The sequence below is a fragment of the Sphingomonas sp. OK281 genome (assembly GCF_900115295.1).
GTDB lineage: Bacteria > Pseudomonadota > Alphaproteobacteria > Sphingomonadales > Sphingomonadaceae > Sphingomonas.
In genome coordinates this window covers 984775-1006093 of sequence record NZ_FOVZ01000001.1, presented here as the reverse complement: position 1 = coordinate 1006093, position 21319 = coordinate 984775, and the positions used below count along the sequence as shown (strand labels likewise).

Genomic DNA, 21319 nt, shown 5'->3' with positions numbered 1-21319 from the left:
CCCCCGAAAGGCGTATGCAATTTTCATGGTACCGACCTTCATGACATCGACCGAAGACAGGCTCAAAGACCTCGGCTGGACCGAACAGTTCAGCGCGCAATTGACCGCCGAGGACGCACTGCTGTGCCATCCGGTGCGGGTCATGGCGGTGCACCGCGGCAAGATCGCGGTATCGGACGGGACGACGCAGCGGTTCATGACGCCGCATATCCAGGGCGCGCAGCCGTCGGACGATCATCCCACGGTCGGCGACTGGCTGCTCGTCGATACGGCGACTTTGCTGCCGATGCGCGTTCTCCAGCGGATGAACCTGTTCAAGCGTCGTGCGCCGGGCGATCCGCGCCGGGAGCAGATGATCGCGGCCAATGTCGACACGGTGTTCATCGTCGCATCGTGCAACCAGGATTTCAGCGTCGCGCGACTGGAGCGGTATCTGGTACTCGCGCGCGACGTCGGCGTGACGCCGGTCGTCGTGCTCACCAAGGCCGATCTGACCGATGATGCGGAAGCCTTCGCCGAGAAGGTCCGCGCGATCGAGCCCGGCCTGCACGTTGAGACGGTGAACGGCCGCGATCCCGCCGACGTCGTCCGCCTCGCGGCCTGGTGCGGCAGGGGCAGGACCGTCGCGTTCCTGGGATCCTCGGGCGTCGGCAAGTCGACTCTCGTCAATTCGCTGCGCGGGTCGGACAGCATCGCGACCCAGGCGATCCGCGAGACCGACGGCACTGGTCGGCACACCACGACGGTACGGGAGATGCACCGTCTCGCCGAGGGCGGCTGGCTGCTAGACCTTCCCGGCATGCGCGAGCTGCAGCTGTCGGACGCCGCGTCGGGCATCGCCGAAGTCTTCGACGACTTCAATCTCGCCGCCGAGGACTGCCGGTTCTCGAACTGTTCGCACGGGGTCGAGCCGGGTTGCGCGGTGCAGGCGGCGATCGCAAGCGGCGCACTGACATCGGTCCGGTTCGATCGCTGGCGCAAGCTCGCTGCGGAGGAGAGCGCCAACACCACCGTGCTGACCAAGCGGCGACCGCGATAGCACCGAATCGAAGCAGGTCGGGTCGGCGTATCGATGCACGATGCGGTGGGCTGAACGATGGGGTCCATCGCTAGGCCGGGATGCGCCGCTGTAAAAGGCGCAGCGTGATGTTTGAGGAACGCAGGCCGACGCCGTATAAACCCGATCGCGCGCCGTGACGCGCGATCGGGCAGGATAGTCAGAGGACGCGGTTGATCAGGTTCTCGATCCGCTCCTGCTGGCCCGAGACCGGCTTCGGATCGATGCCGCGCTCGATCGCGAGGTCGGCGATGCCGGCAAGGTCGAGCCCACCGATCGCGCCACCGAATTCACCGTCCCAGCCGGCATAGCGCTTGGTCTTGATCGCATCGATCCGGCCGTCCTCGATAAGCTTGGCCGCATTGAGCAGGCCCTTCGCGACGACGTCGATCGCGCCGACATGACCGTAGAACAGGTCGGCCGGGTCCATGCTCTGGCGCCGCACCTTGGCGTCGAAGTTGAAGCCGCCGGTGGTGAACCCGCCGGCGCGGATGATCTCGAGATTGGCGAGCGTCAGTTCCTCGACCGAGTTCGGGAATTGATCGGTATCCCAGCCGTTCTGCGGATCGCCGCGGTTAGCGTCGATCGAACCGAAGATGCCGAGCGCCGCGGCGGTCGCGATCTCGTGCTCGAACGTGTGGCTGGCGAGCGTCGCGTGGTTCGCCTCGATGTTGACCTTGACCTCGTTCTCCAGGCCATAGCGCTTGAGGAAGCCGTACACCGTCGCGGTATCGAAGTCGTACTGGTGCTTGGTCGGCTCGAACGGCTTGGGCTCGATCAGGATCGTGCCGGTGAAGCCGATCTTGTGCTTGTGCTCGACCACCAGGCTCAGGAAGCGACCGAAATTGTCGAGCTCGCGCTTCATGTCGGTGTTGAGCAGCGTCTCGTAACCCTCGCGACCGCCCCACAGCACGTAGTTCTGGCCACCGAGGCGGTGTGTCGCCTCGAACGCGTCGCGGACCTGCATCGCGCCGAACGCGAACACTTCCGGATCGGGGTTGGTCGCGCCGCCGGCGGCAAAGCGCGGGTGGCTGAACAGGTTGGCGGTGCCCCAGAGCAGCTTGCGCCCCGATGCGGCCTGGAGTTGTTCGAGATGATCGACCGCTTCGGCGAAGAACTTCCGGTGCTCGGTGATGTTGGCGGCGTCGGCCATCACGTCGACGTCGTGGAAGCAGTAATAGGGCACGTCGAGCGTCTTGAAGAACTCGAACGCGACCTCGCGCTTCATCGCAGCGGCGGCGCTGTCGTTCGCACCGCGGTGCCACGGGCGATCGAACGTGCCGCCGCCGAACACGTCGGAACCGGGCCAGCAGAAGGTGTGCCAGAAGCACGCGGCGAAGCGGAGGTGATCCTCCATGCGCTTGCCGAGGACCATCTTGTCCTTGTCGTAGAAGCGGTACGCCAGCTCGTTTGTGCTGTCGGGGCCCTCATATTTGATCTGGGGGATATCGGCGAAGAAGTCGGACATCAAAGCTTCCTACGATTTTGGGGTGATGCGGGAATAGGCTTGGCGGAACGCGGCCTTCTTCTCGGCGAGCGCCGAGACGAGGGCAGGGTCAGGGACGATGGTGTGCGAGACGGGGGGCGCGACGCAGATCTCGGCGGGGTCGCCGCCGTCGACGCCGAGCTGGGCAAGCCGTGCGGCACCGAGCGCGGGGCCGACCTCGCCGCCCTGGAGGTAGACGAGTTCGACCTCCATTGCCGCGGAGATCACCTGGCCCCAATAGCGCGAGCGGGCCCCGCCGCCGATCACCGCGAGGCGCTCGACCGTCGTGCCGGCCTCACGCAGCACGTCGAGGCCGTCGGCGAGCGCGAACGCCACGCCTTCCAGCACCGCCTGCGACAGGCGGCCGGCGTCGGTGTCGTTGTCGAGGCGAAGGAACGCGCCGCGCACTTCTGGGTCGTTGTGCGGCGTGCGCTCGCCCGAGAGGTAGGGGAGGAAGATCTCGGGGCCGCTGGCGGGACCAGCGGCCTCGGCGCGCGCGAACAGGTCGGCGGCACCGGCGGCACCAGTGATCCGCGCGACCCAGTCGATACACGACGCAGCCGACAAATGGACCGACATCTGGTGCCACATGCCGGGAAGCGCATGACAGAAGGCGTGGACCGCGCGCGCCGGATTGGGGCGGAAGTCGTTGGTCGCGACGAAGATGACGCCCGACGTGCCGAGCGACAGCAACGCATCGCCGTCCTTGACGACACCGACGCCGACTGCGCCCGCCGCGTTGTCGCTGCCGCCTGCCGCGACCGGAACCTGCGGCATGCCCCAAAGTTCGGCGACCTCGGCGGTCAGCGTGCCGGTGATCTCCGACCCTTCATACAGCGCCGGCATCTGCGCCTGCGTCAGTCCGCAGGCGGTGAGGATCTCGTCGCTCCAGCAGCGGCCGCCGACGTCGAGCCACAAGGTACCCGCGCTGTCGGAAAGGTCGGAAGCCTTGTCGCCGGTCATCAGCAACCGGACATAGTCCTTGGGCAGCAACACCGTGGCGATCTTCGCAAAGACCTCGGGTTCATGCTCGCGGACCCACAGCAGCTTCGGCGCGGTGAAGCCCGGCATCGCGATGTTGCCCGAGATCGTGCGCAGATCGGGAACGGCGCGCTCAAGTGCCTCGCATTCGGCGAAGCAACGTCCGTCGTTCCACAGGATCGCGGGGCGGAGCGGCCGGTCGTCGGCGTCGAGCAACGTCGCGCCGTGCATCTGGCCGGCGAGCCCAACGCCGCGCACCGAGCGGCGGACGCTCGGGTCGATCGCCTGGACCGCGGCTATCGTCGCCTTCCACCACGCATCCGGATCCTGTTCGGACCAGAGCGGATGCGGCCGCTGCACGGTCAGCGCGGCAGTGCCTTGGCCCACCACGCTGCCATGCTGGTCGAGCACCACGGCCTTGACACCCGAGGTGCCGATATCGATTCCAAGGAACATCAGTTGACGAACGGATCGATGGTCGGGATCGAGCCGTCGGGCGCGAACTTCAGTTCGGTCACCTTGACGTTACGCAGGTGGTTCTTGTTGCTCATCTGCGTATCCGCATAGAACAGCCACCATTTCCTGTTCCATTCGACGATCGAATGGTGGCTGGTCCAGCCCTGGACCGGCTTCAGGATATGGCCGCGGTAAGTGAACGGGCCGTACGGGTTGTCACCGGTCGCATAGTTCAGGAAGTGCGTGTCGCCGGTCGAGTAAGTGTAGTAATATTTGCCGCCGCGCGTGAAGACCCAGGACGCCTCGAAGAAGCGGCGTTCATGGTCCCCGCCGAGCACGGGCTTGCCGGCCTCGTCGAGGATCTGGACGTCGCGCGGTGTCTCGGCAAAGCTCTTCATGTCGGGATTGAGCTTGGCGATCTTGCCCGAGAGCGCGGGCTGATCGTCCTTGCCGAGATCGGTGTCGGAGCCGTTGGCGTCGAACTTGCCGTCCTTCCAACGCTGGAGCTGGCCGCCCCAGATGCCACCGAAATACATGTAGCTCGCGCCGTTCGCGTCGGTGAACACCGCAGGGTCCATCGAGAAGCTGCCGGCGATCGGCTTGGGATCGGCCTTGAACGGACCGACCGGGCTCTTCGAGGTGGCGACGCCGATGCGGAACGTGCCGAGGCCGTTCTTATCGAGCTGTTTGTCGCGCGCCGGGAAGTACAAATAATAGGTGCCGTTCTTGTAGGCGGCATCGGGGGCCCACATCTGCTGCGACGCCCACGGCACGTCCTTCACGTCGAGCGCGACGCCGTTGACCTTCACCGGGCCGCCGATGCGGTCCATGCTTAGGACGCGGTAGTCGCGCATCGCATATTGATTGCCGAGGTCGTCGTCCGGGATCTTCACGTCGATGTCGTGGCTCGGATAGACGTAGATCTTGCCACCGAAGACGTGCGCCGACGGATCGGCGGTGTAGATGCTGGTGACCAAGGGCTGCGACAGATAGCGCTTGCCGTCGGGGCTGCGCGGTTCCTTGCCGGCGGATGCGGGTTTCGACGGGGCGTTTGTCCCACCGGTCTGGGCAACGGCGATTGTCCCCGTTGCGGCAAGTGCGGCAATGACGAGCGTGGGCGCGAGGCTAAAACGCATCGGTGCGTGGTCCTTCCTAATGTTCACCATCTGCTGTGGTGTCGAACGTCTATATGCTTGGGTAGCGCTACCGTGCGAAACGTGTCAACTCTTAGCACGCTCGGCGGACGACTGTCGACACGACCTAAGTCGCATCTGCACCTACTGGGCTCACTTCCTCCACGCATAGGGACCGACCAGCGTGCCGACGAACTCGCCCGCCGTCTTGGTGCTGAGGAAGCGGGCATCGACGTCGCGTGCCAAGGTTCGCTTGCCGCCGCCACCGTTATAGTCGAACGCCATCGTGCCGCCGTTGGCGCGGATCGTCAGCGTGACGGGCCCCGAGCCGACGACGGGGGCGGAGGCAACCAATTGCTCCTTGCCCTTGTCGGTGGTGTAGAGCGCGACGACGGGTTTCCCGGCGATCCGGGTGATGCCAAAGAACAGATAGTTCGCATCGCTCTGCATCGCGACCAGGCCTGCGCGATCGCCATCGGTGTCGGGGGTGAAGCGGACCGTCGTCGACATCGTCGCGACGGCATGCTGCTGGCGGCGTCCGACGAACGACGGCACCTTGGAAAGATCGCCGATGCGTCCGCCGCGATCTAGGATCAGGTCGCCGTGGTCAATCCGGTAGAAGCGCGTCTTGGGCGTGCGTACGCCGACCCATTGCATCGCCAGCTTGCTGCCGTCGAAGTTGTCGACATAGCCGAAGTCGCCGCTGGTCGGGATGCGGCTCGGCGGGCTCGCAGGCAGCCTGGGCTTGGCGCCGACGAACGGAACCGGCTGGCCCTTCGGCAGGATGATCGGCCAGCCGTCCTTCCATGTTACCGGTAACAAGAACGTCTCGCGGCCGATATTGTAATAGTCGCCCTCATATGGCCGCACGCCGAGGAAGGTCGCGAACCAGTCGCCGTTCTGCGTCTCGACCAGCTTGGCATGGCCGGTCGAGGTGACCGGGTTGGGTCGCGCCGGGTCGAGGTCGCGCTGTGTCAGGATCGGATTGCCCGCGAACGGCACATAGGGCCCGCGGAGTGACTCCGAGCGCAGCGCGACCTGAGAGTGGTTGACGCTGGTGCCGCCCTCAGCTGCGGTCAGGTAATAATAGCCGCCCTTGCGGAAGATGTGCGGTCCTTCGATCCACACGGGCTTCTTGGAAATGTCGACGCCGCCGTTGATAAGCTGCGTGCTGTCGCCGACCATTTTCCCCGCGCGCCAATCATATTCCTGGATCCAGATCGCGCGGTGGCCGTCGTAGCGCGGTGGTTCGGCGGGGGCGCGATTGTTGACGATATAGGCCTTGTCGCCTTCCCAGTAGATCGACGGGTCGATGCCTTCGAACGGCAGCCATGTCGGGTTCGACCACGGCCCCGCCGGGTCCTTCGCGGTGATGACGAAATTGCCTTTGCACTCGACGCACGTGTTGACGATGTAGAAGACGCCGTCGTGGTACGAGATGTCGGGTGCGAACACCGCCTGCGACGTGCGCATGCCGGTGAAGTCGAGCTGCTCAGGCCGATCGATCGCGTTGCCGATCTGCGTCCAGTTCACCAGGTCCTTCGATTTGAAGATCGGCAGGCCGGGGTAGTGCGCGAACGAGGAGAGGACGAGGTAATAGTCGTCGCCGACGCGCGTTACCGACGGGTCGGGATAATAGCCCGACAGGATCGGGTTGCGATATTGATTGGGGCCGACGGTGACCTTCTCCTGCGTGTGCCCGTCATAGCTGAAGCTGCTGAACCGTGGCGCGTCGCTGGCGAACGCCGGCGTTCCGAGAGCGAGACCGGCGAGCAGTGCGAATTTCTGGATTTTCATGGCGGTTCTCACTGGGTTGCGCTGGCTGTCTGGGCTGGCTTGGATGCAGGCGCTGCGGCAAGCTCCTGCGCGGCTTGCGCGAGTTCGATCCACATCGCGCCTTCGGGGATGACGTATTCATTCTCGCCCCAGAAGAACGGCCAGTCTTCATGGTTTTCGGGAAAGTCCGGCTTGATGATCAGCACGCCCGGCACGACGCCGCCGGCGATGAACGAGAAGTCGGCGCGGTTGTTGCCGTAGGCGACTTCCTTCGAGACGGTGCCGACCGCCGAGACGAACGACACGTCCGACGCGGGGTGGTTGCCGACCAGGAACTCGAGCCCGCGGAACACCGCGTCGGCGGGCATGATCTCCGGGAACGCCTTGTGCAGCGTGTACGCGTTCATCGCATAGCCAAGCACGGTGCCGCTGCCCGCCCAGCCGCCGGTGGTGATCGGCACGCCGAACGGGTTGGCCTTGGCTGCGGTCTCGGCGGAGGCGGCATAGGCGCGCACCGCCGGAATCATCGCCGCGCGATAGGCTGGCGGCATGAATGGGATCGCCACCACCGCATCGCGCAAATTGAAGGCGAACGTCTTTTCCATTGCCGGCCACAGCGACTGTACCGCGGCGGCATAGCGCGGATCGCGCGTCGTGCGGAGCAGCTCGACCGCAGCGGAGAAGCGCTCCGCGTCAAGCGGCCCGCCGGTAGTGTTGCCGTGCTGGTACAGGTCGGGCGCGTGCGATTGTTCCTCCGCCCAGGTGCGCGTTGCGATCCCCAGCGCCTTCTTCGACAGCGCCGGATCGACCTCGGCGAGCGCGCGCGATGCGGCGGCGAGGCCGGCGATCGAGCCGTAGTTGAGCGCCGAGGCCTTGGTCGTGAACGCCCAGCGATCATCGGGCGTCCCGCTGCGGCCGTTCTTTTCCTCGCCGAGCTTCAGCGCCGGATCGTAGACCAAGCCGTCGGTCTTGGTCGAGGCATCGCCGAGGTGCGTGTATTGCGCGACGTCGGGCTCGACGATGCCGTGGATCGCGTGGCCGACCGCGTCGAACTGCGCGACGAGTTGCAACGTGCCGTGGCGGATCTGCTGGACGAGATCGGGCGTGCCGTCGGGCACGTGGATCTCGGTCTTGCGCCGCGTCCAGTCGATCGCGGTCGTGTCGCGCATCGGATGCCAGCGCTCCCAGCTGTCGACCAGCGAGCGGATCACCTGATATTGCGACTGGGTGCGGATGTCATAGTCGCCCGCGTCGAACCATCCGCCGACCGCGAGGCCGGGGATGTGCTCGCCCGACTTGAACTTGGTGTCGGTGGTCGGGCCCTGCGCATAGAGGTCGATATGCTCGTGGCCGGTCGGCGCCTGACGCGCATCGTCGCGGTGCGCGTCGCCGTGCCAGACGCGGTAGCCTTCGTTGACGAACATATGGTCCATCGCGACCGGGAAATAGACGTCGAGCGTCGGGTGCCATGCGCCGGCATAGGCGTCGGCGGCGATCCGGAACGGTGCGGTGCGCGTGGTGCCATAGTCGAGCACATAGGTGCCGGGCTGGCGGACTGCGCTGAAATCGAGTTGCAGATAGCTGTAGCGGAGATAGTCGCCCCAGCGCTTGGCGGGCGCGGTCGGCACCGGCGTCATGCTACCGTCCTCACCGACGCGGAGCAGGCGCGCGGGGAGCAGGCGGCGATCGTTGCGATCGATCTCGATCGTCGCGACCTTCCGCGCGTCGGGGGTGTAGCCGAGCTGCGAATGCGCGATCACCGGGGGACGGAGCCAGCCCGGTACGCTGTTGGGCTGGATCGTCCATTCGAGCACGGTGCCGGTGCGCCCTGCCGGAAGCAGCGAGCGCAGCACGAACCAGCCATTCTGCGCCTGGTTGCGACCGTCGAACAGCTGCACCTCGGCGGTCGAGCGGATCGTCACGCGCCGTGCCGGATCCTCCGGCGCGAGCACGAAGCGGCTGCCCCTGGCGATCGCGGTCGGCTCGGCGCCGGGACCTTCCGCGCGACCGCTCGCCGCATTGCGCTGCGGCGTCTGGATCATCGCGTCGGCCGGATAAACCGGGAACGTACCGCTCACTCCGTCCGCCATGTAGCTGTGATGGAAATAGGTGGCGGGGAGGAATTCGAGGTTGAACCCGGCCTTCCCAGCGAGCGCGGCCGGCACCGGTTGGTCGAGGATCACCGACACCGCGACCGCGCCGCCCCGCTTTTCCGAGCGCACGCGATAGCGCCATTTATAGTCGGGATATTCGAGCGTGACGGTGATCGCGCCGGTCGCGGCGTCGATCTTGCGGTCGACCAGGCGTCCGATCGCATCCCACTGCCCGGGCGTGGAGGACAGGCGGACGTCGCCGTTGGTGGCGATACGTTCGCCCTGTTGGATGATCTCGACGCCGCTGATCTTCGAATCGGCGAACAGGCCGTCATACCAGTTGGAGAAAACGAGGACGTTGGCGGCCGGCGCCTCGTAATACCCCGCCGCGTTGAGCGTCAGGTCGGTCGACGCGGCGGGCGGGCTTGTCTGAGCGATTGCGGGTGCGGCGCTCGCGAGCAGGGTCGCGATCAGGCAGATTGCGGGTTTGGCCGCCATGGGTTTTCCTCTCCGGTATCGTCATGCGGCGTTGGATTCGCCTGCTATTCCCGAGACTATAGCGCTAACAATCGCAGATGCCACCTGCTGTCGCCTTTCCCGTATGGACAGGGTAGCGGTATCACTCTAATACTCATACAAGATTGCAAAGGGCACGCGACGGTTTCGGTTTCGAGACGTCGGAGAACAGCCTGCACGCAATCGCTAGGGAGAAGAGGATGACCGGGCCAACCGTCGATCGTCGTCGTGCGATGCTTGCATCGATCGCCACCGGGGCAGGGCTGATGCTGCCCGCAATTGGTCGCGCGCGTACTGCGCCTGCACCATCCGCATCGCGAACGGGCTCCTGCTCGACGCCGCAATCGGCAATCGCGCGGACGCAATACGGTCCGGTCCGCGGCTATGTCTCGGACGGCGTCTACACTTTCAAGGGCGTGCCTTACGGTGCGGATACCGGCGGCGAGAACCGCTGGCTGCCCGCCAAGCCGCCGCAGCGCTGGACCGAGACGCGTGACACGCTGTCCTACGGCGCGAACTGCCCGCAGACGCTGCATGATTTCAGCGCGGTCGAGCACACGTTCCTCCAGCAATGGACCGACGGGTTCATCGGCGAGGACATGCTGAAGCTGAACGTCTGGACGCCGTCGCTGTCGGGCAAGCGGCCGGTGATGGTGTATTTCCACGGCGGCGGGTTCGCGTTCGGATCGTCGTACGAACTCGCCTCGCACGACGGCGCGCAGATGGCGCGGCATCACGACGTGGTCCAGGTGTCGATCAACCACCGGCTGAACGTACTCGGGTTCCTCGACCTGACCGAAGTCGGCGGCGCGGCGTATGACACGTCGGTCAACGTCAGCATGACCGATTGCGTTGCGGCGCTGCGATGGGTGCAGGAGAACATCGCGCGGTTCGGCGGCGATCCCGATACGGTGATGATCTACGGCCAGTCGGGCGGCGGATCGAAGGTGACGACGTTGCTCGGCATGGCGACCGGCAAGGGCCTGATCCACCGTGCGGCGGTGCAGTCGGGCGGCGGCGGGTCGCTGCCGACCGCCGAACAGTCGCGCGATTTCGCGCGGCGCGTGCTGCGCGAACTGAACATCGGTCCGAAGGATCTGGGCGGGCTCCAGCGGATCGCGTGGAAGCCGTTGTTCGACGCGGGCAACAAGGTCGCGACCGAGATCAATGGTCCGCGCGGGCCGATGGGGCCTTCGCTGACGCCGCGCGTAGGCTGGAACCCGACGCTCGACGGCAAGGTGATCGACGTCCGGTCCTACTCAGACATCGCGCCCGAGGTGTCGCGCGACGTGCCGGTGATGATCGGCAACGTCAGCGAGGAGGGGATGCGCTGGGGCTATAATCCGAGCGAGGCGCAGTGGCGGACCGATCTCACCGCGCAGATGGGCGCCGACAAGGCGGGCCGGCTGATCGCGACGATGCAGCAGGCGCACCCGGAAAAGGCGGTGCGGACGCTGGCGTACGGCGTGCAGGGCCTGCAGAACCGCAACCGCGTGCAGGACATGGTGCGGCTGAAACACGCGCAGCGCGGCGCGCCGGTGTACCAATATCTCTTCCAGTGGCAGTCGCCGCAGCTCGGTGGCGTCGCGGGCGCATGGCACACCGCCGATCTCGCCTTCTGCTTCGACAACACCGCGCTCTGCGACCAGGGCACCGGCAATACGCCCGAAGCACAGCGCGTCGCACGGACGATGTCGACCGCATGGGCGAACTTCGCGCGGACCGGCAATCCGAGCCAGCCGGGCCTGGCCTGGACGCCGACCGATCCGCAGCGCTGCCAGACGATGGTGTTCGATACCACGAGCCGCATGGTCGACGATCCCGAGGGCGCCGCGCGGCGTATCCTGCTGTCGTGAGAATGGTGTGACGGACAATCTGGGGGAGAAGGCAATGCGTTGGTCGATCGGATTTGGGCTGTTTGCCAGCGCATTGGCACTGGCGACGCCGGTGCTGGCGCAGGACGCGCGGATGACCGCGACGGCGGCGCCGGCCGAGCCGACCGCGATCCCGCTCAACACCGGCGGCGTGAAGGGACAGGCGGCACCCGAAGCGTGGTTCAGCCAGTACGGCGTGGCGATGACGCGCAATGTCACGTCCGCGACGCTGACGCCGTTCCTGCCAGATCCGGCCAAGGCGACCGGAGCGGCGGTGATCGTCGCGCCGGGCGGCGGTTTCCTGATGCTGTCGATGGAGAATGAAGGCTGGCGCGTGGCCAAGGCGCTCGCCGACCGGGGCATCGCCGCGTTCGTGCTGAAATACCGGCTGAAGCCGACGCCGGCGGACATGAGCGGGTTCGAGCAATCGGTCACGGCCATGTTCGCGGGCGCCGCGCAGCCGCAACGCCGGATGAGCCCGGACGAAGCGATCGCCGGCCTCAGCGATCAGATCGCCGATGCGCGAGCCGCGGTTGCCTTGGTGCGGACGCGCGCGACCGAGTGGAAGGTCGACCCCGCCCGCGTCGGCATGGTCGGCTTTTCAGCGGGAGCGATGACGACGATGGCGACCGCGCTGGCCGCGCCCGACACGCATCTGGCCTTCATCGCGCCGATCTATGGATCGATGGAGGCGGTGAAGGCCCCGGCCGACGCGCCACCGCTGTTCGCGGTGCTCGCCGCCAACGACCCGCTGTTCGCCAACAAGGGATTCGGCCTGATTGAATCCTGGCAGAAGGCGGGGAAGCCGGTCGAGTTCCACCTTTACCAGGCGGGCGGGCACGGCTTCGGGCTGGGCAAGAAAGGCACGACCAGCACCGGCTGGTTCGAGGACTTCATGCACTGGCTCGACGCCAACGGCATGCTCGTACGGCGATGACAAGATGCAGGGGGAGACGGGAATGACGCGCTTCACGAGGGTTCGGGCGATCGGGCTGCGCGCCGCGCCGCTGTTGGCGTTGGGGGCGCTGGCCGGGATGTCGTCCGGCGCGAACGGGCAGGATACGGCGCCGGCACCGGCGACCGGTCTTGCGCCGAATTTCCAGCCGGTGACGCAAGGCGCCACGACGCCCGACAGCGACGGGTTCCTGCGTCGCTGGTTGTTGCTCGAGCCGATCGACAAGCCCAACCGCAGCAATACGGGCTTCACCGCCACCTATGTCCGGCAGGCGCTGACCACGCAGTATTTCCCCGGCCAGTTCACCGCGATCCCGCGCAACGGCCAGGTCGTGAAAGCGGCTCAACCGCTACGCTGGCACGCGCTGGATTCCGGCGCGTTCGACGTCAAGCTGTTCAGCTTCGCCAAGGGGCTCGGCAAGCCGACCTACGGCGTCATCTTCTGGGCGGTGACGATCGTCGACAGCCCGCGCGAGATGCGCGACGTGCGGCTGGCGGTCGGGTCGAACTCGGCGTCGATCTGGTGGCTGAACGGCAAGGAAACCGCCGGGCTGTTCAACGATCGCCGCATGGTGATGGACGACGTGCTGTCGGACCGCGTGACGCTGCGCAAAGGTCGCAACGTCCTGCGCGGCGCCGTCATCAACGGACCCGGCCTGAGCGACTTCTGCGTGCGCTTCGTCGACGAGATCGGCCGCCCGATCACCGACCTCAAGACCGATGTCCGCTAGCATGGAGACCCTCATGACGCGTCTTGCCGCCGCCGCTCTCGGGCTGTCCGCGATCCTCGCCGTCGGCGCGTCGCCCGCCGCCGCGCAATTGCAGGGGGAGACGTTCATCCACGATCCGTCGACGGTGACCGAGTCCGACGGCAAATACTATACGTTCGGCACGCGTGGCGGAGGCCTGGTCTCCGACGACGGCTGGACGTGGCGCAGCGGGCCCGAGCGTCCCGGTGGCGGCGTCGCGCCCGACGTGATCAAGATCGGCGATCGCTATTACGTCGCCTATGCGGTCGGTGGCGGCGGCATGTCCGGCGGGCATGCGAGCCAGGTCAAGATCATGTGGACGCTGTCGCTCGATCCGACATCGCCGCGGTTCAAATATCACGACGTCGGCGTGGTCGCGTCGAGCGACGGGGTGGAGACCGCCGACGCGATCGACCCGGCATTCCTGTACGTCGATGGCCGCCTGTGGCTGACCTACGGCACTTATTTCGGGCCGATCCGCATCATCGAACTCGATCCAAGGACGGGCTTACGCGTCGCAGGCAATCAGCCGGTCGACGTCGCGATCGATATGGAAGCCACCGCGATGATGCACCGCGACGGCTGGTACTACCTGCTCGGCACGCACGGGACGTGCTGCGACGGGCCCAATTCGACCTACCATATCCGCGTCGGCCGATCGCGTAGCCCGCTCGGACCGTATGTCGATCACATGGGGACGCCGCTGCTGCGCGGCGGCGGCAAGCTGGTCGTCAGCGCACGCGGTCGCAACATCGGCCCCGGTCATTTCGGGCTGATCGAGCTCGATGGCGGGGTCGAGAAATTCTCGATGCACTACGAGGCGGACATGGATCGCAGCGGCCGCAGCGTGCTGGGGATCGAGCCGCTCCGCTGGACCGACGGCTGGCCGGTGGCGGGGAAGAACGTCGTCCCCGGCACCTATGAAGTCGCCTCCGAACGCAGCGGTTACGCGCTCGGCCTCGCCACCGATGTCGTCAGGATCGCGTTCGACCCGCGTCGCGCCTTCATGGCCAAGCCGACTGATCCGGTCAGCCCGATCCCCGACCAGTCTTTGGCGCAGGATTCGGCGGGCTGGCCGCAGGGCCGCATCCGCGTCGACCTCGCCGACTATATGAACCGGCCGCACCAATTGTGGACGATCGCACCGGCGGCGGGGGGCGGCGGGTATTTCGGTGCGCCCTATTACACGATCACGATCGCCGGGACCGCGCGCGTCCTCGCAGCGACCGGCCAGGGCGAGGTCGAGACGGTGCCTGCATTCACGGGCGCGACCGAGCAGTTGTGGCGGATCGACCAACTCACCGACGGCACCTACCGTATCATGCCGAAGTCCGTACCGGGTGGTCGCGCAAACCTGGCGCTCGTCGCGATCGGCGCCAGCACCCCGACGCTCGCCGCGTTCGATCCGACCAGCCCCGCCGGGCGCTGGACCTTCAAGCTTCCGTAGTCGATCCCGGCCGACGTTGACGCCGGCCGAGATTGAACTACTCCTACAAGTATCGAAAAGATGGGGCTGCCTCATGGTGGCCGAAAGGGAGAGTATGGACCTGTTGACGCACCGCACTTCACAGTCGGGTTCCGGCCAGACGCGCGGCCTCAAGCGCGCGATCGCCGCACTGATGCTCGCGGGGGCTGGCTTCGCGACGTCGGCCATTGCGCAGGACGCTGCGGCACCGACCGTGACGGCCACGTTGCAGGCGGACAAGCCGGGTGCGGTCGTCCACCGCGACGTGTTCGGGCAGTTCGCCGAGCATCTCGGTCACGGCATCTATGGCGGGATCTGGGTCGGCAAGAACTCGCGCATTCCGAACGATGGCGGCTATCGTCGCGACGTGCTGGATGCGCTCAAGGCGATCAACGTGCCGATGGTGCGCTGGCCCGGCGGGTGTTTTGGCGACGAATATCATTGGCGTGACGGGATCGGCGCGACCAAGGCGCGGCCGACCAAGGTCAACACCAACTGGGGCGGCGTCAACGAGGACAACGCGTTCGGCACGCACGAATATTTCGGGCTGATGGACCGCCTCGGCGCCAGCACCTACGTATCCGCCAACGTCGGCAGCGCACCGCCGTCCGAGACCGCGCAATGGGTCGAGTATATGACCGCCGCGAAAGGCACGACCGTGCTGGCCAAGGAGCGCGAGCGCAACGGCCATGCCGCGCCGTGGAAGATCCAGTATCTCGGCATCGGCAACGAGCTTTGGGGCTGCGGCGGCAACATGCGCGCCGAATATGCCGCCGACCTGACCAACCGCTATGCGCAGTTCGCCAAGTCCGCGAACGGCCCGATGCTCAAGATCGCGAGCGGCCCGAGCGACTCGAATTACGAGTGGACCGAGGCGATGATGCGGATCGCCGGCAAGAACATCGATGGTCTGGCGCTGCATTACTACACCCGGCCGCGCGACAAGGACTGGAAGGACAAGGGCGCCGCGATCGGCTTTCCCGAGCGCGAATGGGCGTCCACCATGTCGCACACGCTGGAGATGGAGGAGTTCATCACCAAGCATTCGGCGATCATGGACAAGTACGATCTCGCCAAGCGCGTGATGCTCGCGGTCGACGAATGGGGCACGTGGTACGATCCGACGCCGGGCAGCAATCCTGGGTTCCTCGAGCAGCAGAATTCGTTGCGCGATGCGGTCGTTGCCGGGCTCAACCTCAACATCTTCGCGCACCATGCCGACCGGGTCCGGATGGCGGCGATCGCGCAGATGGTGAACGTGTTGCAGGCGATGCTGCTCACCGACGGCGCGAAGATGGTGAAGACGCCGACCTATTGGGTGTTCGACCTGTACAAGCCGTGGCAGGGCGCGACGTCGCTGCCGATCCAGGTGACCTCGCCCTGGTATCACAAGGACGAAGTGGCGGTACCTGCGGTCAGTGCGTCGGCGGTGCGCGATGCGGCGGGGCAGGTGCATGTCGCGCTGGTCAACCTCGACCCGAACCGCGCGATGCCGGTGTCGGTATCGCTCGCCGGATTGCAGGCGACGCAGGCGAGCGGGCGGATCATCACCGGCACCGCGATGGACGCGCATAACAGCTTCGACGCGCCGGATACGGTCGTGCCGCAGCCGTTCACGGGCGCGCAGGTGGCAGGCGGCAATCTGACGCTCACCGTACCGGCGAAGTCGGTGCTGGTCCTCGACCTGCGCTGATCGGGCGATGACCGTCGAACCCACGCGTCGCGACATGCTGGAAGGCGCAGCGGCGGTCGCCGTCGCTGCGCTTGCCGGACCCGGTGCCGGACCGGGCAAGGCTTGGGCGGCGGCACCGGCCGATGGTCCGCGGCTCTGGTATCGGCAGCCTGCCGTCGCCTGGACGGAGGCGCTGCCGGTCGGCAATGGCCGGCTTGGCGCGATGGTGTTCGGCGGGACCGCCAGCGAGCGGTTGCAGCTGAACGAGGATACGCTGTGGACCGGCGGGCCGTATGATCCGGTCAACCCGGCAGCGCACGCGGCGCTGCCCGAGGTGCGGCGGTTGATCGATGCGGGCAAGTTCGTCGAGGCGCAGGCGCTCGCCAATTCGCAGGTCATGGGACTGCCCAAGACTCAGATGGCGTATCAGCCGGTCGGCGACCTGTTGCTGGAGATGCCAGGCGTCTCGGGGGAAGTCGGCGACTATGTCCGGCAGCTCGATCTCGACGCGGCGGTCGCGACCACCAGTTTCACGATGGACGGCACGCGGTTTCGCCGCGACGTGTTCGCGTCGCCGGGGGATCAGGTGATTGCGGTGCACCTTGTCGGCGATCGGCCGTTCGACCTGCTGGTGGGGCTCCAGTCGCCGCAGCTTGGCGCCAGCGTCTCGATCGACGGTGCGACGGTGACGCTCGCCGGCCATAATGGCGAGCGGGCGGGGATTGCGGGGCGGTTGCGGTTCGTGGCGCGCGCGCGGGTTTCGACGGTGGGCGGTGTCGTTTCGAAGGATGGCAGCCGGGTTGGCGTTACGGGAGCACGCGCGGTCACGGTGCTGGTGGCGATGGCGACCAGCTATAGCCGGTTCGACGATGTGAGCGGCAATCCGGAAGCGGCGACGCTTGCCACGCTCGATCGCGCGAGCCGGCGCGGGGTCGAGCGGATCCGCGCCGAGACGAGCGCCGCGCATCGTGCGCTGTTCCGTCGCGTGACGCTCGATCTCGGACGCACGGCGGCAGCGGACAAGCCGACCGACGAGCGCGTCCGCGCCAATCGCGCCGGCGACGATCCCGCACTGGCGACGCTGTATTTCGAGTATGGCCGGTACCTGCTGATCGCGTCGTCGCGACCGGAAACACAGCCGGCGAACCTCCAGGGTATCTGGAACGACGAGATCAAGCCGCCGTGGGAATCCAAATACACCGTCAATATCAATACCGAGATGAACTACTGGCCGGCGGAGGTGACCGCGCTGGCCGAGTGCACCGCGCCGCTGGTGCAGATGGTCCGCGAACTGGCGATCACCGGTGAGCGCACGGCGCGGACGATGTACGGTGCCCGTGGGTGGGTGTGTCATCACAACACCGATTTGTGGCGGGCAACTGCGCCGATCGACGGGGCGCAATGGGGGCTGTGGCCGACCGGTGGCGCGTGGCTGTGCACGCATTTATGGGATCGCTACGACTACGGGCGCGACCTTGCCTATCTGCGCTCGGTCTATCCGCTGATGCGCGGGGCGGCGTTGTTCTTCCTCGATACGCTGCAGACCGATCCGGCGACCGGCGCGCTGGTGACCAATCCGTCGCTGTCGCCCGAGAACATCCATCCGGCGGGCGCGTCGATCTGCGCGGGGCCGGCGATGGACATGCAGATCCTGCGCGACCTGTTCGATCAGGTTGGGCAGGCGGCGGCGTTGCTGAAGATCGACGCGCCGTTTGCGGCCGAGGTCGCGGCGGCGCGCGCGCGCTTGGCGCCCGATCATATCGGCGCGCAGAGCCACCTTCAGGAATGGCAGCGCGACTGGGACGCGGCGGCGCCCGAGCCGCACCACCGCCATGTCTCGCATCTCTATGGGCTGTTCCCGAGCGACCAGATCGATCTCGACCGAACGCCCGCGCTGGCACGGGCGGCGCGGCGGTCGCTCGAACTGCGCGGCGATGAGTCGACCGGCTGGGCGACCGCATGGCGTGCGAACCTGTGGGCGCGGTTGCGCGACGGCGATCACGCGCACCGTATCCTCGCCTTCCTGCTGGGGCCCGAGCGGACCTATCCCAATCTGTTCGACGCGCATCCGCCGTTCCAGATCGACGGCAATTTTGGCGGCACGCGCGCGATTGCCGAGATGCTGATGCAGAGCCGGGGCGAAGAGATTTTAGTGTTGCCCGCGCTGCCGAGCGCTTGGCCGACCGGGTCCGTCACAGGGTTGCGCGCGCGCGGACGGTGTTCGGTCGACCTGCGTTGGCAGGGGGGCGAACTGGTCGAGACGGTGGTCCGCGGCGAGATACCGGGGCGTCGCGTGATCCGGCTCGGCACGCGGCGGGTCGAGGTCGTGCTGACCCCGGGGAAAGCGGTGAGGCTTCGCGGCAACGCTCTCTCGCGCGCGTGAACAAGCAAAAGGGGATGTCCGTGAACAAGCTTCTCGTCGCACTCGGTACCGCGTTGATGCTGTCGACCGGCCTTGCTTCGGCGCAGGTCAAGACGCCCGGACCGCCGCCCGTTGCCGGTGCGAAGCCAGTGACGATCGAGCGGATCACCGTCCACTCGCCCGCGATCGAGGGTAATCTGGAAGGCGAAAGCCCGGACCGCGCGGTGCTGGTGGTCCTGCCGCCAAGCTATCGCCAGAACCCGACGCGGCGCTATCCGGTGGTCTATGCGCTGCACGGCTATTCGATCGGCGCGGAGCAGTGGATCGGCGAAATCCACGTGCCGCAGACGATCGAGGGTGCGTTCGCGAAGGGCGCGCGCGAGATGATCGTCGTGATCCCCGACAGTAAGACCGCGCATAACGGATCATTCTATTCGAGTTCGGTGACGGTCGGCGATTTCGAGACGTTCGTTGCGCGCGATCTGGTCGGCTATGTCGACGGCCATTACCGGACGATCGCGGACCGCCGCAGCCGCGGGCTCGCAGGGCATTCGATGGGCGGCTACGGCACCGCGCGGATCGGCATGAAGCATCCGGAGACATTCGGCGCGCTTTACATGATGAGCCCGTGCTGCCTGTCGACGCGGGCGCTCGGCACGCCCGATGCGGCGACCGAGAAAGCCATTGCGGGACTGCGTTCGCCGGCGGACAGCGCGACCTTGTCATGGGGGCAGCGCGCGCAACTCGCGACCGCGGCGGCATGGTCGCCCAACCCCAAGGCGCCGCCGCTGTATCTCGACCTGCCGGTCAAGGACGGCGTGGCGCAGCCCGACGTACTGGCGCGCTGGGCCGCCAATGCGCCGCTGGCGATGCTCGATCAATATGTCGGCAATCTGCGGCGCTATGCGGCGATCGGGATCGACGTCGGCGACCGCGACGGGCTTAAGGACGATGCCGGCAAGCTCCACGCCGCGCTTGACAGCTACGGGATCGCGAACAGCTTCGAGGTGTATCCGGGCGATCATACCAGCGGCGTCGCCGGCCGCGTGCAGGACAAGATGATGCCGTTCTTCTCGCGCGCGCTGGCGTTCGGCAAATGAGGGTCGCGGTGGCGGTCGCGCTGGGGTTGCTGGCGACCGCCGCGTCGGCACAGGTATGGCGATCGGACCAGGGCGACGGGAGCTTCCGCAATCCAATGCTGTTCGCGGACTATCCCGATCCCGACATCATCCGCGTCGGCGGCGACTATTATTTCGCGACGACGACGTTCGCGAACACGCCCGGGATCACGATCCTGCACAGCCGCGATCTGGTCAACTGGACGCTGGCGTCGCACCTCGTCGATCGGCTGGAGGGCAAACCCGAATACGACCTGAAGGGCGGCAACGCGTACCGGCACGGGCTGTACGCGTCGTCCTTACGCTACCACGCTGGCACCTATTATCTCGCCAATACGCCGGTCGGGCAGAAGACGCGGATTTGGTACGCGAAGGACGTGCGCGGGCCATGGCGCTATCACGAACTGGAGCGCGAGGCGTTCGATCCGGGGCTGTTCATCGAGCCGGACGGGCGCGCGTATCTGGCGACCGCGAGCACCGCGGACGGCACGATCACGCTGCTGACGCTCGACAAGGATCTGGCGCACGTCACCGCGTCGCAGAAAGTGCATTATATCAAGGGCGCGGAAGGGTCGAAGATCATCCGGCGCGGTGCATATTACTACCTCTTCAACGCGCTGCCGCCGCGGCCGGGGCTGACCGTGTCACGATCGCGCAGCCTGTTCGGGCCGTGGGAAACGCGCGACCAGATCGACGACAAGACCGGTGGGCACCAGGGCGCGCTGGTCGACCTGCCCGATGGTCGCTGGTTCGGCTTCGTGATGGAGGATAGCGGCGCGATCGGGCGGATGACGAACCTCAGCCCGGTGTTCTGGCAGGACGACTGGCCGGTATGGGGGACGCGCGAGGCACCCGGTCGCGTGCCGCGGCGTGCCGCGAAACCGATCCTGGGTGCGCCGTTCGCGGAGCCGGCGACGTCGGACGATTTCGGCAAACCGACGCTCGGATTGCAGTGGCAGTGGAACCACAATTCCGAGCCTTCGCGCTGGTCCTTGTCCGAGCGGCCGGGGTGGTTGCGGTTGAAGCCGACGGTCGCGACCGGGTTCTGGAGCGCGCGCAATACGCTCGTGCAGAAGGGGCAGGGGCCGGCGGGCCGGGCCGAGGTGAAGCTCGACATCCGCCATCTGGCACCGGGGGATCGCTGCGGGTTCGGGACGTTCGGGCAGTTCAGTGGGAATATCACGGTGCAGGGCGCGGCGGGGGGCAAGGCGACGCTGGCGATGGAGGTGACCGAGGACACGGTCGCCGGCGCCCGAACCGAGGTTCGCGCCACCGCGCCTTTGCCGCGGACCGAGGCGCTGTGGTTGCGGACCGACATGGACTTTACGACCGATCGTGCGCGCGTGGCGTATAGTGTGGACGGGCGGCGCTGGACCGGGCTGGGCGTCGACTTCCCGCTCGCGTTCGCGTGGCGGACTGGGACGTTCCAGGGGGAGCAGCTTGCGCTGTTCTGCTATGCGCCGACGGCGAGCCGGGGGTGGCTGGATGTCGACCGGTTCACGCTTTCTGCGTTGCCGCCGGGCGCGCCGGAGCGGGTGCGTTAGTGTCGTTTCCAAACCTCCCGTTCGTGCTGAGCGAAGTCGAAGCATCGCCCTCAACAGGCGTGTACGCTGGTGGAGGGTACCCT

14 protein-coding genes are annotated in these 21319 nt (G+C 66.7%); 9 read left to right on the top strand and 5 right to left on the bottom strand.

All coding sequences use genetic code 11. The features are described 5' to 3' along the window. Positions 1 to 40: 40 nt before the first annotated feature. Positions 41 to 1039 (top strand): ribosome small subunit-dependent GTPase A, encoded by a 999-nt coding sequence (gene rsgA / locus BM244_RS04565; protein WP_093398121.1) that lies wholly within the window; start codon positions 41 to 43, stop codon positions 1037 to 1039. A gap of 178 nt (positions 1040 to 1217) precedes the next feature. Here rsgA and xylA read toward each other — a convergent pair whose 3' ends face one another. The 5 genes from xylA to BM244_RS04540 all read right to left on the bottom strand — a co-directional run bounded on the left by xylA (position 1218) and on the right by BM244_RS04540 (position 9480). After that, positions 1218 to 2528 (bottom strand): xylose isomerase, encoded by a 1311-nt coding sequence (xylA, locus tag BM244_RS04560; protein WP_093397646.1) that lies wholly within the window; start codon positions 2526 to 2528, stop codon positions 1218 to 1220. A gap of 6 nt (positions 2529 to 2534) precedes the next feature. Continuing rightward, a complete protein-coding gene (xylB, locus tag BM244_RS04555) occupies positions 2535 to 3980 on the bottom strand; it encodes a xylulokinase (RefSeq protein ID WP_093397645.1) in 1446 nt (481 codons plus the stop codon). After that, positions 3980 to 5116 carry a glycoside hydrolase family 43 protein gene (locus tag BM244_RS04550; protein WP_093398120.1) on the bottom strand — a complete coding sequence of 379 codons (1137 nt, stop codon included), beginning with the start codon at positions 5114 to 5116 and terminating at the stop codon, positions 3980 to 3982. Before BM244_RS04550 ends, xylB begins: the two co-directional genes overlap by 1 nt. Before the next feature lie 150 nt (positions 5117 to 5266). Further along, positions 5267 to 6910 (bottom strand): glycoside hydrolase family 43 protein, encoded by a 1644-nt coding sequence (locus BM244_RS04545; RefSeq protein ID WP_093397644.1) that lies wholly within the window; start codon positions 6908 to 6910, stop codon positions 5267 to 5269. An 8-nt stretch (positions 6911 to 6918) separates the two neighbouring features. Next, a complete protein-coding gene (locus tag BM244_RS04540) occupies positions 6919 to 9480 on the bottom strand; it encodes a glycoside hydrolase family 9 protein (protein WP_093397642.1) in 2562 nt (853 codons plus the stop codon). A 218-nt stretch (positions 9481 to 9698) separates the two neighbouring features. Here BM244_RS04540 and BM244_RS04535 point away from each other — a divergent pair, with 218 nt between their 5' ends. The 8 genes from BM244_RS04535 (at position 9699) to BM244_RS04500 (ending at position 21236) form a co-directional block, all read left to right on the top strand. After that, positions 9699 to 11354 (top strand): carboxylesterase/lipase family protein, encoded by a 1656-nt coding sequence (locus tag BM244_RS04535; RefSeq protein ID WP_093397641.1) that lies wholly within the window; start codon positions 9699 to 9701, stop codon positions 11352 to 11354. A 34-nt stretch (positions 11355 to 11388) separates the two neighbouring features. Then, the gene (locus BM244_RS04530; protein ID WP_093398119.1) at positions 11389 to 12309 is read left to right on the top strand and encodes an alpha/beta hydrolase; all 921 of its coding nucleotides are present in this window, start codon (positions 11389 to 11391) and stop codon (positions 12307 to 12309) included. Positions 12310 to 12331: 22 nt separating this feature from the next. Continuing rightward, entirely contained in the window at positions 12332 to 13057 is a 726-nt protein-coding gene (locus tag BM244_RS04525; protein ID WP_093397639.1) for an acetylxylan esterase, read from the top strand. Position 13058: 1 nt separating this feature from the next. Then, entirely contained in the window at positions 13059 to 14522 is a 1464-nt protein-coding gene (locus BM244_RS04520; RefSeq protein WP_093397637.1) for a family 43 glycosylhydrolase, read from the top strand. Between the two features lie 172 nt (positions 14523 to 14694). Then, positions 14695 to 16233, top strand: a complete 1539-nt coding sequence (locus tag BM244_RS04515) for an alpha-N-arabinofuranosidase (RefSeq protein ID WP_093398118.1) — start codon at positions 14695 to 14697, stop codon at positions 16231 to 16233. 7 nt (positions 16234 to 16240) lie between these two features. Next, a complete protein-coding gene (locus tag BM244_RS04510; protein ID WP_093397636.1) occupies positions 16241 to 18595 on the top strand; it encodes a glycoside hydrolase family 95 protein in 2355 nt (784 codons plus the stop codon). 20 nt (positions 18596 to 18615) lie between these two features. Continuing rightward, positions 18616 to 19674: an alpha/beta hydrolase gene (locus BM244_RS04505; protein WP_368086048.1), complete on the top strand. Its 1059-nt coding sequence runs from the start codon at positions 18616 to 18618 to the stop codon at positions 19672 to 19674. Continuing rightward, positions 19671 to 21236, top strand: a complete 1566-nt coding sequence (locus tag BM244_RS04500) for a glycoside hydrolase family 43 protein (RefSeq protein WP_093397634.1) — start codon at positions 19671 to 19673, stop codon at positions 21234 to 21236. The genes BM244_RS04505 and BM244_RS04500 overlap by 4 nt, the downstream gene beginning before the upstream one ends. The last annotated feature ends 83 nt before the right edge of the window (positions 21237 to 21319 follow it).